Annotated in this window: 12 protein-coding genes and 2 pseudogenes; 12 read left to right on the plus strand and 2 right to left on the minus strand. The window is 72.1% G+C overall.

Annotation, left to right across the window (positions count from 1 at the left end; genetic code table 11):
- Positions 1-263 precede the first annotated feature (263 nt).
- From AB0K92_RS07075 to AB0K92_RS07100, 6 genes and pseudogenes are all read left to right on the plus strand, one after another.
- Positions 264-1,313: a hypothetical protein gene (locus AB0K92_RS07075; protein WP_365920186.1), complete on the plus strand. Its 1,050-nt coding sequence runs from the start codon at positions 264-266 to the stop codon at positions 1,311-1,313.
- A gap of 495 nt (positions 1,314-1,808) precedes the next feature.
- Positions 1,809-2,555 (plus strand): hypothetical protein, encoded by a 747-nt coding sequence (locus AB0K92_RS07080; protein WP_365920188.1) that lies wholly within the window; start codon positions 1,809-1,811, stop codon positions 2,553-2,555.
- A 10-nt stretch (positions 2,556-2,565) separates the two neighbouring features.
- On the plus strand, positions 2,566-2,964 hold the full coding sequence (locus AB0K92_RS07085) for a phage holin family protein (protein ID WP_365920190.1): 399 nt from the start codon (positions 2,566-2,568) through the stop codon (positions 2,962-2,964).
- The gene (locus AB0K92_RS07090; RefSeq protein WP_365920192.1) at positions 2,940-3,617 is read left to right on the plus strand and encodes a DUF3618 domain-containing protein; all 678 of its coding nucleotides are present in this window, start codon (positions 2,940-2,942) and stop codon (positions 3,615-3,617) included. Before AB0K92_RS07085 ends, AB0K92_RS07090 begins: the two co-directional genes overlap by 25 nt.
- Positions 3,618-3,690: 73 nt before the next feature.
- On the plus strand, positions 3,691-4,665 hold the full coding sequence (locus AB0K92_RS07095) for a YihY/virulence factor BrkB family protein (protein WP_365920194.1): 975 nt from the start codon (positions 3,691-3,693) through the stop codon (positions 4,663-4,665).
- A 337-nt stretch (positions 4,666-5,002) separates the two neighbouring features.
- A pseudogene (locus AB0K92_RS07100) lies at positions 5,003-5,188 on the plus strand (IS5/IS1182 family transposase); the annotation flags it as partial.
- Positions 5,189-5,299: 111 nt separating this feature from the next.
- Here AB0K92_RS07100 and AB0K92_RS07105 read toward each other — a convergent pair.
- Positions 5,300-5,674, minus strand: a complete 375-nt coding sequence (locus AB0K92_RS07105; protein ID WP_365920196.1) for a hypothetical protein — start codon at positions 5,672-5,674, stop codon at positions 5,300-5,302.
- 455 nt (positions 5,675-6,129) lie between these two features.
- On the opposite strand from AB0K92_RS07105, the gene AB0K92_RS07110 reads away from it, so the two are divergent.
- From AB0K92_RS07110 to AB0K92_RS07125, 4 genes and pseudogenes are all read left to right on the plus strand, one after another.
- On the plus strand, positions 6,130-6,534 hold the full coding sequence (locus AB0K92_RS07110) for an ATP-binding protein (protein ID WP_365920198.1): 405 nt from the start codon (positions 6,130-6,132) through the stop codon (positions 6,532-6,534).
- 195 nt (positions 6,535-6,729) lie between these two features.
- The gene (gene sigK / locus AB0K92_RS07115) at positions 6,730-7,272 is read left to right on the plus strand and encodes an ECF RNA polymerase sigma factor SigK (RefSeq protein WP_365920352.1); all 543 of its coding nucleotides are present in this window, start codon (positions 6,730-6,732) and stop codon (positions 7,270-7,272) included.
- Positions 7,269-8,003: an anti-sigma factor gene (locus AB0K92_RS07120; protein WP_365920200.1), complete on the plus strand. Its 735-nt coding sequence runs from the start codon at positions 7,269-7,271 to the stop codon at positions 8,001-8,003. The genes sigK and AB0K92_RS07120 overlap by 4 nt, the downstream gene beginning before the upstream one ends.
- 101 nt (positions 8,004-8,104) lie before the next feature.
- Positions 8,105-8,332, plus strand: a pseudogene (locus AB0K92_RS07125) (hypothetical protein); the annotation flags it as partial.
- 127 nt (positions 8,333-8,459) lie between these two features.
- On the opposite strand, the gene AB0K92_RS07130 reads toward AB0K92_RS07125, so the two are convergent.
- On the minus strand, positions 8,460-9,968 hold the full coding sequence (locus AB0K92_RS07130; RefSeq protein ID WP_365920202.1) for a hypothetical protein: 1,509 nt from the start codon (positions 9,966-9,968) through the stop codon (positions 8,460-8,462).
- Positions 9,969-10,327: 359 nt separating this feature from the next.
- Between AB0K92_RS07130 and AB0K92_RS07135 the strand changes: the two genes are divergently transcribed.
- Both AB0K92_RS07135 and AB0K92_RS07140 read left to right on the plus strand, forming a co-directional pair.
- The gene (locus AB0K92_RS07135; protein WP_365920204.1) at positions 10,328-12,034 is read left to right on the plus strand and encodes a serine protease; all 1,707 of its coding nucleotides are present in this window, start codon (positions 10,328-10,330) and stop codon (positions 12,032-12,034) included.
- On the plus strand, positions 12,031-14,571 hold the full coding sequence (locus AB0K92_RS07140; protein WP_365920206.1) for a tetratricopeptide repeat protein: 2,541 nt from the start codon (positions 12,031-12,033) through the stop codon (positions 14,569-14,571). Before AB0K92_RS07135 ends, AB0K92_RS07140 begins: the two co-directional genes overlap by 4 nt.
- Positions 14,572-14,621 lie beyond the last annotated feature (50 nt).

Below are 14,621 nucleotides of genomic sequence, written 5' to 3' on the forward strand. Positions count from 1 at the left end.
AGGGGCGTCCCTCCGCGCGGCTGCCCGGCGCCGCGCTCCCGCACCTGCCCGGCGCGAAGTGCACAGCGGCTCCCGGCAATCATCCAGGCGTGCGGGGGGTACCCGGGCTGCTTGGAGTTCCGCCCCAGGAGCAGGTGCCTGGCTGGTACCGGCTGTTGAGCGGCGAACCTTCGCGGATCCTCGAACGGTCTCCGCCACACCCATACCCGGACCCCCGCTGGATCCACATCTGACCGGTTCAATGCCAGAAGGTAGGGCACGCCATGACAGCGGTGACGATGGATGCGCTTGTCCCCGCGCTTGAGGACGCCCGTGATGCCCACACTGCGGTCATCGACCGTTTCCGGACCGATATCGCCGTCCACGCCGCGGGACTTCGACGGGACGTTCTGGAACGTCATATCAACGACACGCACGACTGTGTGACCCGCATCGACGGACACCTGCGTGAACTTCGCCCCCGCCGCCCGCTGCGAGACACCGCCGACCGGGTCCGCCGCAATGCCCGGGCAACCGTCCGGATGGCCGGGCTGCCGCTCAGGATCGGTGCGGCGATCACGACCGCCCTGCTGCATCATCGCAACGGACCCAGCCCGCGCCAGATACTGAGACACACCGAGAACGAATACTCGATCACCGCCCGGGCGGTGGCGGCCTGCCGGGCCGGGGAGAGCGTCGCCGAGCAGGCGCATGACCAAGTCGCCGCCGACCTGCTCGCCGCGCTGCGCCGCCAGGACGAGGAACTGCTCACGACGCTTGAGGACAGCCTCACCCTGCAGGCCCGGGCCACGGCGGCCACCGGCAGCGGTTACCGCACGCAACCCGGTGACGACGGCCTGCCGCATGCCGCCACAAGCGCCATGCGCTCTGCCGTCGAACGGTTCCGAAAGGCGGCCGACGGCGGGGCGCGGCAGGCTGCGCCCACCACGAAAGGCGCGCTCCTTCACATGCCCGAGGAGGACGAGGAGGACGAGGGCGCGATCACCAGGGAACAGGAGCCGCCGATCCTCCGGTACGAGCACTTCAGCGTCGCCGAGATCATCCAGCGCCTGCCCGGGCTCTCCCAGGCGCAACTGTCCGCGCTCGACGGCTACGAGCGCGCCCATGCCGGCCGGCCGGAAATCCTGAAAGCCATTGAGCGGCTGCGCGGCAGCGAACCGTGGCCGGGGTACGACGCCATGATTTCCGACCAGATCACCGCCCGGCTGCAGACTGCCACCCCCGCCGAAGCCCGGCAGGTGCTGGACTACGAAAGGCGCCACCGCCGGCGCGGCACACTCATCGCCATCGCCAAGGCACGCAGCATCGCATGACCGGACAACCACTGACCGGCCCTGTGCGCCGAACCCCCTGGCAGAGGGCGCCCCGGGAGAGCTCGTAGATGCGGGCCGGGCGGCGGTGGAACATCAACCACCCGAGCGAGCACCCCACGGTCCACCTGCACGGGAGCGGTGCGAAGCCTCTGGGCTCGGCAGTGCGTTGGACGATCTCCTCCCCGAGCCGGAAAGTTCTCCGCACGCTCGGCGAGCACCGTGGGCACCGTGTCGTCGCCCGGAAAGGCGCCCCTCGGGGCGCGGGGGACTACCCCCCGGAACCACTGACGAGCACGTCCAGAGCTGTTTCGCATGTCATGACCCGGATACTCGCAAAGACGTCTCAACACGTCTCAATAGGTACATAAGCACACGGGTGTGGTAAGGCCCGGTACCGATGCGAGAGACGACGACCGTGGCGAGCGGGTGCAGCGATTCCCCCGCACGGTCTTCGGAGCCTGGAGGCCGACCGCGCCCGGAGAAAGGGTGAGGGCCATGAGTGCTCAGTCCGCCGACAGCGGGGCCGGGCGTGTACAGGCGGCCGGACAGACCGCGAAGGAGCAGGCATCGGCCACAGCCGGACAGGCCGGAGGAGCCGCCGGCCAGGTGGCGGGGACCGCGATGGATCAGGCCAGGACGGTAGCCGGGGAGGCGCGTCGCCAGACCGGAAGCGCCGTGGGCGACCTTCGAGGCCGTGTGACCGAAGAGGTGGAGGGCCAGACGCGGCGGGCGGCCGGGACGGTGCACCAGTGGGCGGACGATCTGGCGGAGTTGGCGCGCAACGCGCCCGGCGACTCCCCGGCCCGCAGCCTGGTGTCCAAGGCTGCGGATGGTGGCCACCGGGTGGCGGACTACCTGGACGACCACGGTTTGGAAGGCATGACCGAGGAGGTGAAGGGATTCGCGCGGCGCCGGCCGGGGGTGTTCCTGGCGGGGGCGGCGCTGGCGGGGTTCGCGGTCGGCAGGATGGCCAAGGCCGGCAGCAAGGCGCAGTCCGGACAGGGGGCGCAGCAGGATCAGGGCGTTGGGTCGTCAGGGGCGCCCGAAGGGGCCGTACGGCCGGAGTACCACGGTTACCCAGAGGCGCCCGAGAGGACCGTGGAGCCGGAGCCGCAGCCCTACCCGCAAGGGGCCGTAGAGCCGGAACCGCAGCCCTACCCGCAAGGGGCCGTAGAGCCGGAGCCGCAGCCCTACCCGCAAGGGGCCGTGAAGCCGGAACCGCGGGCCTACCCGGAGGTGTGACATGTCATCGATGGCACCGGAACCGCGGGGCCAGGACTCTTCGGTCGGCGAGCTGTTGTCGGAGGTGACCTCGGACATCCAGGCGCTCTTCCGGCAGGAGGTGGAGCTGGCCAAGGCCGAGATCCGTGAGGAGGCCGGCAAGGCGGGCAAGGCCGCCGGAGTGTACGGCGGAGCCGGGTTCGGCGGCTACATGGCCGCCCTGTTCGCCTCACTCGCGGCGATGTTCGCTCTGGCCAATGTGATGGACACCGCCTGGGCAGCACTGATCGTCGCCGCGGTGTGGGCGGTGATCGCGGCAGTGCTGTTCGTGATGGGCCGCTCCCGGATGCGGGAGGTGTCCCCGAAGCCGGATCAGACCGTGGAGACGCTGAAGGAGGACGCGCAATGGGCACGTCACCCGACCAGGTGAGAACCGAGATCGAGGCGACCCGCGAGCGCCTGTCGGAGAACGTCGACCGGCTGGCCGACCGCACCAGCCCGGGACGGATCGTGCGCCGCCGCACCGATCGAGTCCGTAGCGCGGTCTCCGGCGTGCGCGAGCGCGTCATGGGCACCGCTTCCGCAACCTCCGACAAGGCCAAGGGCCGCACTCAGCAGGCCGCAACTTCCGTCCAGGACAGCGTCGGCCAGGCCGCGGACACGGTGCGCCAGACGGCCGGCCAGGTCGGCGAAGCGGTCAGCAGCGCGCCGGAGCAGGCGGTCCGGCAGACGCAGGGCAATCCGCTGGCGGCCGGGCTGATCGCCTTCGGGGCCGGGCTGCTGTCCGCCTCGCTCCTGCCCACCTCGCAGGCCGAGGAGCAGGCGGCCTCCCAGCTCTCCGAGCGGGCCGGTGAAGCGATCGAGCCCGTCAAGCAGGCGGCGATGGAGTCCGCACAGCACCTGAAGGAAGACGCCACCGAGACGGCCAGGCAGGCCGCCCAGGAGGTGAAGGACACCGCTGCGGAAGCTGTTCGAACCACCAAGGAGGAGACAAGCGAGCAGGCCGGGCAAGTGACGGAGCAGGCCCGGCAGTCCGGCCGGCAGGTAGCCGATGAGGCGCGGCAGCGCCCTGGCGCCATGTGAACCACCAGTGACCGCCGCACCGCCCCGCATTCGCGCGCTGCTGGTGCGGCGGCACGATCAGAAGGGGTGAGCCATGGCCCGCCACCGCACCGGTCACAACGAGACCTCCCGCCTGGACAGCCACCCGACCTCCCCGGCAGAGAAGCCGACCGACCTGCCCAAAGGGTCCTGGGGAGGCGTCCTGAAACGCACCTTGAAGGAATTCAAGGAGGACAACCTCACCGACTGGGCGGCCGCCCTGACCTACTACGGCGTCCTGGCGATCTTCCCCGCCCTGCTCGCCCTGGTCTCGATCCTCGGGCTGCTGGGCAGCGCGACGATCAAACCGATGGTCGACAACCTCGGCAGCCTCGCCCCCGGCGCCGCCCGCGACATCCTCAACAGCGTCCTCAAGCAGATCCAGGGAAACCAGGGCGGGGCGAGCATCGCGCTGATCATCGGAATCGCGCTGGCGCTGTGGTCGGCTTCCGGGTACATCGCCGCGTTCATGCGCGCGTCCAATGCCGTCTACGACATCGGCGAAGGGCGGCCCGCCTGGAAGACCATTCCCACCCGGCTGGTCATCACCCTGGTCGTCGTGGTGCTGCTTGCCGCCATGGCGGTCGGCGTGGTCTTCACCGGCACCCTGGCACGGAAGACCGGCCAGGTCCTCGGCCTGGGCGACACCTTCATCACGGTGTGGAACATCGCCAAATGGCCCGTGATGGTCCTGCTCTTCGCCGCGATCGTCGCCCTGCTGTACTGGGCGGCCCCCAACGTGAAGCGCAAGTTCCGGTGGGTCAGCGCCGGCAGTCTCATCGCCATCGTCATCTGGCTCATCGCCTCCGCCGCGTTCGCCTTCTACGTGGCGAACTTCGGCAGCTACAACAAGACCTACGGCAGCATGGCCGCCGTGATCATCTTCCTGGTCTGGATGTGGATCTCCAACATCGCCATCCTGCTCGGCCTGGAATTCAACGCCGAACTCGAACGCGCCCGGGCCATCGACAGCGGCCACCCTCCTGGGGAAGAGCCCTACGTCGAACCCCGCGACACCCGCAAACTCTGACAAGCCCCCCGGCTGCCGTGCCGGCGGTCGGGACGTGGGTTACCCGGCCGGCCGCCGCTTCCCATCCGGCACACCGCCCGCCGGACGCGGCCCGCCGGACGCGGCCCGCCGGCCGGGAAGGACACGGGCAGATGACCATGCGAACCGCATCACCTCGCCCGTCCCCCGTGGGCGGCGGTGATTTGTCCGGTTCATCGTCGTGGGCATCGCCTACGTCGGCGGCTGGGCCGCTTTCGTCCTGGTCGGCGTCGGCTGGTGGACCCTGGGGGGCGCCGCGTTCCTCGCCGTGATCTTCGGGCAGGTCGCTCTGCTCGCCCACGATGTCGCGCACCGTCAGGTCCGCGTGCCCCGCACCGGCACGGGCAGGCCCCGGACCCGGCCCCTGGCCGTTCTGGCCGACCGCGCGTATTCCTCACGTGCCGTCCGCGCGCACCTGCGGCGCCGGGGCATCCGTGCGGTCATCCCAGAGCCGTCCGACCAAGTCGGCGACCGCCTGCGGCGAGGGCGACCCGGTGGCCGCCCGCCCTGGCACTGAGCCGCCTTGCTGTGCCTGTCGGCAGTGCCTATGCATCGATGAGCACTGGCCGGCGCAGGCCCGGGCGAAAGGGGCCCGGCCTGCGCCGGAGATCTCGGGTCAGTGGTGCTTGCAGTCCCAGTGACCCTTGACCCAGTGGTGGTCCCAGTGACCCGGGACATAGAACCACTTGTAGGAGTAGTGGTACTCGTAGTGCCCGTGGTGCCAGGTGCCGTGCTTGTCGTGGTGTCCCTGGTGCCAGGTCTTGTGAAGGACCCGCTTCTTCTCCCAGTGACCCTTGACCCAGGTCTTCTCCCAGTGGCCCTTCTTCCACTCGCACCTGTCGTGGTGGTCGCCCGTGACGACGGTGACAGCGGACGTGGGCGTCGAAGCCGCGCCGGCGGTGCCGGACACGCCGAGCGCGGTGCCTGCGGCCAGCAGTCCCGTCACGGCGGCGCTGGTCACCAGACGCCGGACTCGCATGGATGCGGTCATCGCACGCATCTCCTTACGAAGTTGAGATTGAACACGTTGAAGGGGTGGTGGCGTCCTTGCCGCACTCCGGTCACGCAGGTGCGTGGCCGGTGGTGGGGGGATATCGCTCTCCGCCTCGCTGTGCCTGATGTAAGGGATTCGAAGCCGCCGACGAGACAGATGAGAAGAAACAGGGAAATTTCCCGGGCTCGAAGAACGGCCACTTGTCGTGGTGATGAGGAGGGTCGGTCGGTACCGACGGGGTGCTGTGTCCGCGACAGCGGAAGCGCCTGGGCGAAAGCTACGTCGGCGGTTGCCGTGGATTTTCCGGCCTCAGGGGCGACAGCAGGCTCTCGCCCAGGGTGAGACGCAACAGACACCAAAAGGGTGCCTGGTCTCGCCATCCGTTGGATCTGCGGCTACGAATCAACCGCAAAGGGTGCGTTTGCATCGCTGAGTCTTACCGAGGAGCGGTCATGCCTGCCACCGCATCACAGCCGGCGACGGCGCAGCACGTCGTCGCCCTGCCCAACGGCCTGCGTGCCCCGGCCGTCGCCCGCCGCATCGCAGAACGGTGGCTGAAGGCAACCGAACCGGCTGACCATGTGGAGGACGCGGTGCTCGTTGTCTCTGAACTGGTGACCAACGCCGTCCGGCACACTCATGACTCTTGCCGGTTGACGCTCACTGTTCATGGAGGACAGCTGGACATCGCTGTCGCCGACCACAGCGAAGACCTGCCCGACCTTCGTCGGCAGTCGCCCGGCGACGAGCGCGGCGGCTTCGGTATGGACATCATCCGCCAGCTGGGTGGGCAGGTCACCGTGGTCCCCGCGATCGGCGGCAAGACGGTGCATGTCCTGCTCGAGCTGGAGTCATGAGCGCAACATCCCAGGGCCGCCCGGATGCGCCGGACAGCTCCCGGCTGTCAGTGCTGGTCTCACTCTCTTGCCGCCGCCACCCTGCGCCTTCCACCGACCGGTGCCAGAGTCGGACTCGGCAGACGACGGCAAACGATCAGCTGAGGGCACCAGCTGCGAGGAGAGCGGGGCGTGCTGCACAGAACCGAGCCGAACATGCGAGCGGAGGACCTGCTGACCCGTGTGGCCGATGGCGACAAGGACGCGTTCGCCGAGGTCTATGACGCCTTCTCACCCACGGTGATGGGGCTGGCCCGCCGAATCCTGCGGGACGCCGCGCAGGCGGAAGAGGTGACGCAGGACGTGATGGTCGAGATCTGGCGCACCGCCGATCGCTACCGCCCCGAGCGCGGAACGGCCAAAGCGTGGGTGCTCACCCTCGCGCATCGCCGTGCGGTGGACCGGGTGCGTGCCGCCCATGCCAGCTCGGAGCGCGAGCAACGCGCCGGACGGCTCCTTGCCGAACGCGCATTCGACCAGGTGGCGGAAACCGTCCAGGAGCATGACGAGCAGCGGCGCATCTACCGATGCCTGGCCGCTCTGGCACGTCTGCAACGGGTTCCTCTGGTGCTCGCGTTCTACCAGGGCATGACCTACCTGGAAGTGGCCGCGGCGCTGTCCACTCCCGAGGGCACGGTGAAGTCCCGCATGCGCGCGGGCCTGCGGCAGCTGCGGGCCTGTCTGGAGGCCGGCACATGACGTCGGAGGAGGATCCGCATCTCGCCGTCGGCGCCTACGTCCTGCACGCCCTGCCCCCGGCCGAGGAAGCCGCGTTCGAAAACCACCTCTCCGGGTGCGAGGACTGCCGGGCGGAAGTGTCCGCGTATCTGGAGATCACCACTCGCCTCGCCGAGGCGGAGTCGGCCTCTGTGCCGCCGCACCTGCGCGCCCGCGCGCTCGACGCCATCAGCCGGATCCCCCAGAGCCGCCCTCGGCGATTGCCGGCGGCCGGGCAACGTGCCGTGCGTTTCGCACTGGCTGCGAGCATCGCCGCAGCCGCCTTTCTCGGCGGACTCGCCGTATGGCAGTACTCCCGGGCCGAGGACGCCCGCGCCGAGGCCGCCCGAGCCCACACCGCCGCCCATACGCTCACCGACGTCGTGACCGCGTCCGACGCCACCCTCAACACCGCGGCACTGGCCGGCGGAGGTACGGCAGCCGTCGTCGTGTCGCGCGCCGAGGCCCGGGCGGTCTTCGCGGCTGATGGCCTTCCGGCGCTGTCCGAAGGCAAGGTCTACGAACTCTGGTACGCCGCAGAAGCGGGCGATCTGCGTCCCGCGGGCCTGCTTCCGGGCACTGCGGAACAAGTCTCTCGCGCGCTTGAAGGCCCTTTGGCCGGGGCTGTGGCTGTCGGCATCACGATCGAACCCGCCGGCGGCTCCCGGCAGCCCACCACCGACCCGCTCGCCCTCATCCCCCTCACCGCCTGAACGCCGGCCCGGGACAGCCGGAATTGGGCCGAAGCGTCCTGGGCTGGTATGACGTTCAACGACAAAGACCAGCAGAAGCGCGCCCCGAGGGACCCGGAGAACCGACCACACCACCGTCCGCGGCGCTGGGAGTGACCGGGGCGGCATACACGAACAACGACCTCAGCCCGGCGACCGCGACCACGCTGTTCGACATCGACATCGACATCGACATCGACATCGACATCGACATCGACATCGACATCGACATCGACACCGTCAACGACCGCGTCGTGGTGCAGTCACCCGCGAACGCCGGCAACCTCGCTCCCACCGGCAACCTCGGTGTCGTCGTCCGGTCACCCGGCAGCAGGCGATCGAGGCACTGCGCATCAGAAGCGTGCTTCTGCAGAACCCGGCGTACAGCCCGACTCGTCTGCTCCACACCCCGGATTTCTCCCCCACTCACCCCAGGCCTCACCCGCACCCACCCCCGCCCCCCTCCGCCGGCGCCAGCCACGCCCTGTTCGCGGGGAGTTTCACCGGCTGGTCGGTGGAGTGGTCCCACAGGACGATCGTGTCGCCGGTGACGTTGATGAGCAGGTAGGGGCGGTCGGGGTGCAGGGTGGGGCCCTCGCCGGGGATGGTGGGGAGGGTGGTGGTGGGGTGCAGGCAGGTCCAGGAGGGTTCGACGCCGAAGTACGCGGGCGGCCGCGTGCCGCGTTCGGCGGCGGTCCGGGTGCGTTCCGCCGCCGTACCCGCGGAGTCGAGGGCGAAGCCGCCCGCCACGGCCAGGACGGCGATGAAGAACAGCACGTGCAGGATCACGTTGGTGCGCTCGCCGGGCGCGGCGTAGGAGTGGTGGCGGTGCCGGGCCACACCCCACCAGGCGGGCAGGAGCAGCACGTACGCCAGGGTCGACAGCAGTTTCAGCGAGGCGAGGAGCTGCCAGACCGGCGGGACGTCGAGATCGCCGGTGCTCAGGTCGAGCGCGTCGGCGTACAGGGCGTGCAGCACGGAACCCGCGGCGACGAAGCTCGACACCGCCAGGGTGACCACGAGCGGCACCGCCCACGCGACCCACTCGCCCCACGTCCACTGCCGCACCAGCAGCCACAGACCCGTGACGACGCCCAGGACGAGAGCCGTGCGGACGAGGTCCGGCGGCGTCCAGCCGTCACCGCCGGCCAGGCCCAGGCCCGTCACCGTGAAGAAGCCGGAACCGGCGAGGGTCACGACGGCGCCCGTCAGCCGGCCGTCGGGGAACAGCCGCCAGCCGGCGCGGGCGGTGCCGACGGCGCCGACGGCCGTCAGCACACCCCAGAACCACCAGCTCGCCGGGACGGTGTGGGCGGCGCACACCAGGGCGAGGGCCGGTACGAACGCCCACGCGACCGCGTGCACGGCCCGGCGCTCGCCCTCCTCCTCCGGCCAGCGCCGTACCGGGTCCTTCCACATGCCGTCCAGCGGCCGCACCGCCACCGCGGACGGGTCCGCCGGACGTCCGGCGCGGGCCAGGCGCAGCGCCTGGCGCGCCGGGCCGGTCACGATGCCGCCGGTGTCGTAGGAGCCGCGCGTCAGCGCCCAGCCGGCCAGGCGCGAACGCCAGGGGGAGCGCAGGGCGCTCCGTCTGCGCCGCGCGTCGATGACGCGCCACGTCGAGCGCGTCTCCCGGTCCCGGTGGAGCGGGTCGGCGCGCAGCACGTACGCCTCCAGCCGCGCGGCGCGCGCCATCTTGCGGACCCGCGCCGCGGCGCCCCGGTCGCAGCCCCGGGCGATGCCGAAGAGGCGTACCTCGATCTCGTAGACCCGCGCGTCCGGGTCGGGGGCGACGGCGTTGCCCAACGGGCCGTGGCCTGCCGGGTGATGGGCGCGGACCGGCCAGCCGTGCCGGGCGAACCGGTCCTCGGCCTCCTGCCAGTCGTCCTGCCCGCCCCGGACCTCGACGAAGACCCGTACCCGCTGGTCGTAGCGGGTCTGTGTCATCGGACCGTCCCTCCCTTCCCGCGCCGCCGCCGAACCGCTGCCGGCGAAAGTCGCTCTCAGCGGAGTCGCTCTCAGCGAGTCGCTCTCAGCGGGGGAGGGTATGGGGGCGGGTGTGTCCGGGGCCAATTCCGGGGCGGGGATGAGCAGTCGGTAGGCCGGTGGCTGTGGGGGCGGGGCCGTCGGACTGGCCCTGAGGGCTTCCGGCTCACGTTCCGGGGCGGCCGGGAACCCGGGAACCCGGGAACCCGGGAACCCGAGAGCCCGGGTTCGGGCTCGTCGTTCAACGCCTTCGCGTGCCACTTGTTGAAAAATCGTCACATCGGTATACGGCGCCACCAACCGCCCGTATAGTGCCGAATATGGCTGCTGGCGGGGGAGTCGGAGCCGCCTCGTCGACGAGGACGCCGAGCTGGGCGGTGCGCATCCGGGGGGCGGACGGGAAGATCATGGGGGCCGGTGTTCTGCTGAGCCCCGACCGGGTCCTGACCTGCGCCCATGTCGTCGAACAGGCGGCGGACCGGATCACCGCGGAGTTCGTCGCCGCCGCCGGCCCCGGCAACGGCGCCGTGCCCGCGGCGGAAGCCCACGTGGAGGCGCTGGTCCCGAACGTCGTGGACGCCGACGGCGAATTCAGCGGGGACCTCGCCCTGCTGCGGCTGGCACGGCCCAGGCCGAAGGAGGCTCCGACCCGGCTGCACCGGCTGTCCGCCTCCGACCGCCAGGTGCGCATGTACGGCTTCCCGGCCGGCTACGACGGCGGCGTATGGTTCCGCGCCACCGCCGTCGGCGGCACGGGCCGCGACGGGCTCGTGCAGCTCGCCCCCGCCACTCCCGGCGAGGTGGCCACCCGCGGCTGCAGCGGCGCCGGAGTGGTCGACATCCTGACCGGCGAGGTCATCGGCATCATCCTGAACCGCAAGGTGGACCGGAACGGCAATCGGTTCTCGTACATGAGCCCCGCCGAGACCATCGTCCGGTACCTGCCCGGCGTGCACCGCTGGACCGAGGGCCCCACCGCCGTCGACGCCGCGCTGAGATCCACCGCGGACGACACCTCCGAGGCGCTGCTCGACGAGCCGTTCGCCCAGCGCCTCACCGCGTGGCTGCGCGGGGACGACGCCCGGCAGGTGAAGATCAGCGTGGTCCGCCACGACGAAGCCGCCCGCGACGCCACCCTGCGCCGCACCATCACCCTCGCCGACCGCGAGTTACGCACTCCCGTGTCCGTCGACCGCGCCTCGCTGGACCCGCCGGACACGGTCCCCTCGGCCGGCGGCCACGACCTGGCCCTGGACGCCACCCGGAAGACCACCGCAGAGATCGCCGAGCGCATCGCCGAACGCATGGGCCTGCGCAACCCCCCGGAGCGGCCCGCCGTCGACCGGATCAAGGACGCGAAGGTCACCGTCTCGCTCGTCGTCTTCGGCGTCGACGAGGCACGGGACCCGCGCGCCCTGCTGGACCTGCTGGACGTGCTGCGCTCCGGGGGCAGCCGGCTGCTCCTCGTCTTCCGCACCGCCGGTGACTGGCACGACGAGGCGTGCCGACGGCTGGTGACCGAGCCCGCGCTGGAGCGCCGGGCACGGCTCGTCGAACGGCTCAGGGAGATCACCGGCCCGCTCGCCCGGGCGCTGCACGAACGCCGGGCCACCGTGGTGCCGTACGGCGTCCGGCCCTTCGACGCCGACCTGGTGGCCGCGCACGCCGCCCTCGCCGATCTCACCCACGGGCGCACCCACGGCCGGGACGACCCCCCGCACGGCCCGGACCTCGGCGGCTACGAACGGCTGGCCGAGCGGGTCGCCGCCCGGCTCGCCGGGACCGTCGCCCGGCTCGACCGGCTGATCGACCGGCGCGAGGAACTCCGCGGCCGGCTGCGCAGCTACCACGTCCTGCACCAGCGCACCACCCACGGCAAGGAGGATCCGGCGGTGGACGCCCTGTACTTGCGGGCACACGAACTGCTCCAGAGCAGACCCTGTGACATCCGGGCGGCCGAGGCGGCGGTGCGCGCCTACACCCGCCGCGTCGAACAGCCGCACCGCGGCGAGGAGTTCTCCTCATGACCGGCCCGGCCTGCGTCAGACCCGACTGCGAGGGCGGCCACATCATGGGCACCGGGTTCTGCGACACCTGCCTGCGCCGGCCGCTCGCGCCCGCGACCCCGCCGGACGCGGCCGGCACCGCGCGGCCACCCGGCACCGCGCCCCCGGGCCAGGGCCCGGGCGAGGGGGACGGGGGCGGCGGCGGACGGTGGCCCTCCACGCCGGGCCCCGGCTCCGTCGAACTCGACCGCGACGGCCTGCCGGTGCTGCCGTACCTGCCGTCCCCCGCCCCGTCGGAGGCCGCCGAGACCACCGCCCGCCCGCCCACCGGGGGACGCCGCTGCGGCACCCCGAACTGCACCGGCGTCATCGGGATCTCCTACGACAGCGGCCCGGCACCCGACGAGGGCTTCTGCCCGCAGTGCGGCACCGCGTACTCGCTGCGGCCCAAACTGCACCCCGGCGACCTCGTCGGCGGCCACTACAAGGTGCTGGGCTACCTCGCGGTCGGCGGCCAGGGCTGGATCTACCTCGCCGAGGACACCCGCGTCCCCGGCCTCCACGTCGTCCTCAAAGGGCTGATCAACACCGGGGACGCCGTGGCCCGCCGGGCGGCCGTCGAGGAGCGCCGCTCGCTCACCACGCTCCACCACCCGGACATCGTCCGCATCATCACCTACGTCGAGCACCAGGCGCCGGGTGACGACCAGCCCACCGGCTACACCGTCATGGAGTACGTCGGCGGGCGCTCCCTCGCCTGGCTGCGGTACGCCCCCGACGAGGAGCTGACCCGGCTGCTCGGCGGCCCCCTGGAGTTCGGGCACGTGATCACCTACGGGTGCATGATCCTCGGCGCCCTGGAGTACCTGCACGGCCAGGGCCTGCTCTACTGCGACATGAAGCCGGAGAACGTCATCCACTACGGGCGCCGCATCAAGGTCCTCGACCTCGGCGCCATCCGCTCGATCGGCGACCGCAGTTCCACCCTGACCTACACGAGCGGCTTCGCGCCCCCGCCCACGGAGCTGAAGGAGCGCGGCTTCCACATCGACAGCGACCTGTACACCGTCGGCCGCACCCTGAAGTCCCTCGCCGACCGCGCCACCCCGCCGGTCGGACTGGCCGCCCGCTCCTTCGAGAAGCTGATCCACCGCGCCACCGAGCGCAACGTGACCGCCCGGTTCACCTCGGCGGCCGAGATGTCCCGCCAGCTCTGGGAGGTGCTGCGCGAACACCTGGCGCTCGGCGGCCACGAGCCGTACCCGGAGCGCTCCACCCGCTTCCAGCCGACCGCCGAGGTCTTCGGCGGCCGACTCGGCGCCGTCCCCGGACTGGAGCACTGGACCGGCCGGCCCGGCGGCGAGCCCCCGCGGCTGCCCGTGGACGCCCCCGCCCCGCGGGCGACGGCCGCCGCCCTGCCCGTGCCGGTCCCCGACCCCGCCGACGGCGCCGCCCTGCTGCTCGACGGACTCGCCGCCGACACCCCCGACCGCATCGCCGACCGGGCCCGCCAGGACACCCGGCTGCACACCGTCGAGGCCGCGCTGTGGCTGTGCCGCGCCTACCTGGACGCGGGGGAGACGGGCCGCGCCGAGGAGTGGCTGGAGACGGCCGAGAACCGCAACGGCCGCCTCGACTGGCGGACGCACTGGCACCGCGGCCTGCTCCATCTCGTGCGCGGTGACGTCGAGAAGGCCGAAGGCGCGTTCGCCGCGACCTACGACGCGCTCCCCGGGGAGGCCGCGCCCAAACTGGCCCTCGGCTACTGCGCGGAGTACCTCTCCGGGCGGCTGCGGGAGACGGCGGCGCGGGAGAGCGCGGTGGCCGTGGACACCGGGACGGCCGCGGGGCGGCCGCACCGCCCCGACGAGACGCAGACCCGGCGGGCCCAGGCCCGTGAACGGCAGGCCGAGGAGTTCTACGAGGCCGTCCGGCGACGCGACCCCACCCAGGGCAGCGCCGCCTTCGGCCTGGCCCGGATCCGGCTGCGCGGCGGCGACCGGCGTGGGGCCGTCGCCGTACTCGACGAGGTGCCGCCCACGGCACGCCACCACGACGCCGCGCGCGTCGCCGCGATCCGGGTGCTGGCCGGGCGGCTGCCCGACGGGACCGGTCCCGGCACCGGGGAACTCGCCGAGGCCGCCCGGCGGCTGGCCGAGCGGCTGCCCGACGCGAGCGAGCCCGGCACCGCGCGGGCGACCGCGGCCGCCGCCGCCGCCGAGCGGCCGGCCGGACCGGGCCTGGACGGCGCCGGCTCCCGCGAGCAGCCGGCGCGCGACCGGCTGGTCACCGAAGTACGGGAGTACGCGCTGGTGTGCCGGCCGCCCGGTGGCTGGGGCGACGGCTTCCCCACCGGGGCACTGTTCGGCCCCGAGGACACCCCCGAGGCGCTGCGCGCCCTGCTGTCCCGGTCGCTGAAACGGCTCGCGGATCAGGCCGGCAGCGCGGACGAGCGCGGCGACCTGCTCGACCGGGCGTACGCGGTCCTGCCCGAACCTGCGGGCCTGCGGGAGCGACTGCGGGTGCGCCGGCAGCGGCGGCCCCGGCGCGCGGCCTGACGGGCGGCCTGGCAGGTGGCGGCACGGCGGTGACAGGGCGGGGGTGGGTG

It is taken from the genome of Streptomyces sp. NPDC052687 (assembly GCF_040678395.1).
Taxonomy (GTDB): domain Bacteria; phylum Actinomycetota; class Actinomycetes; order Streptomycetales; family Streptomycetaceae; genus Streptomyces.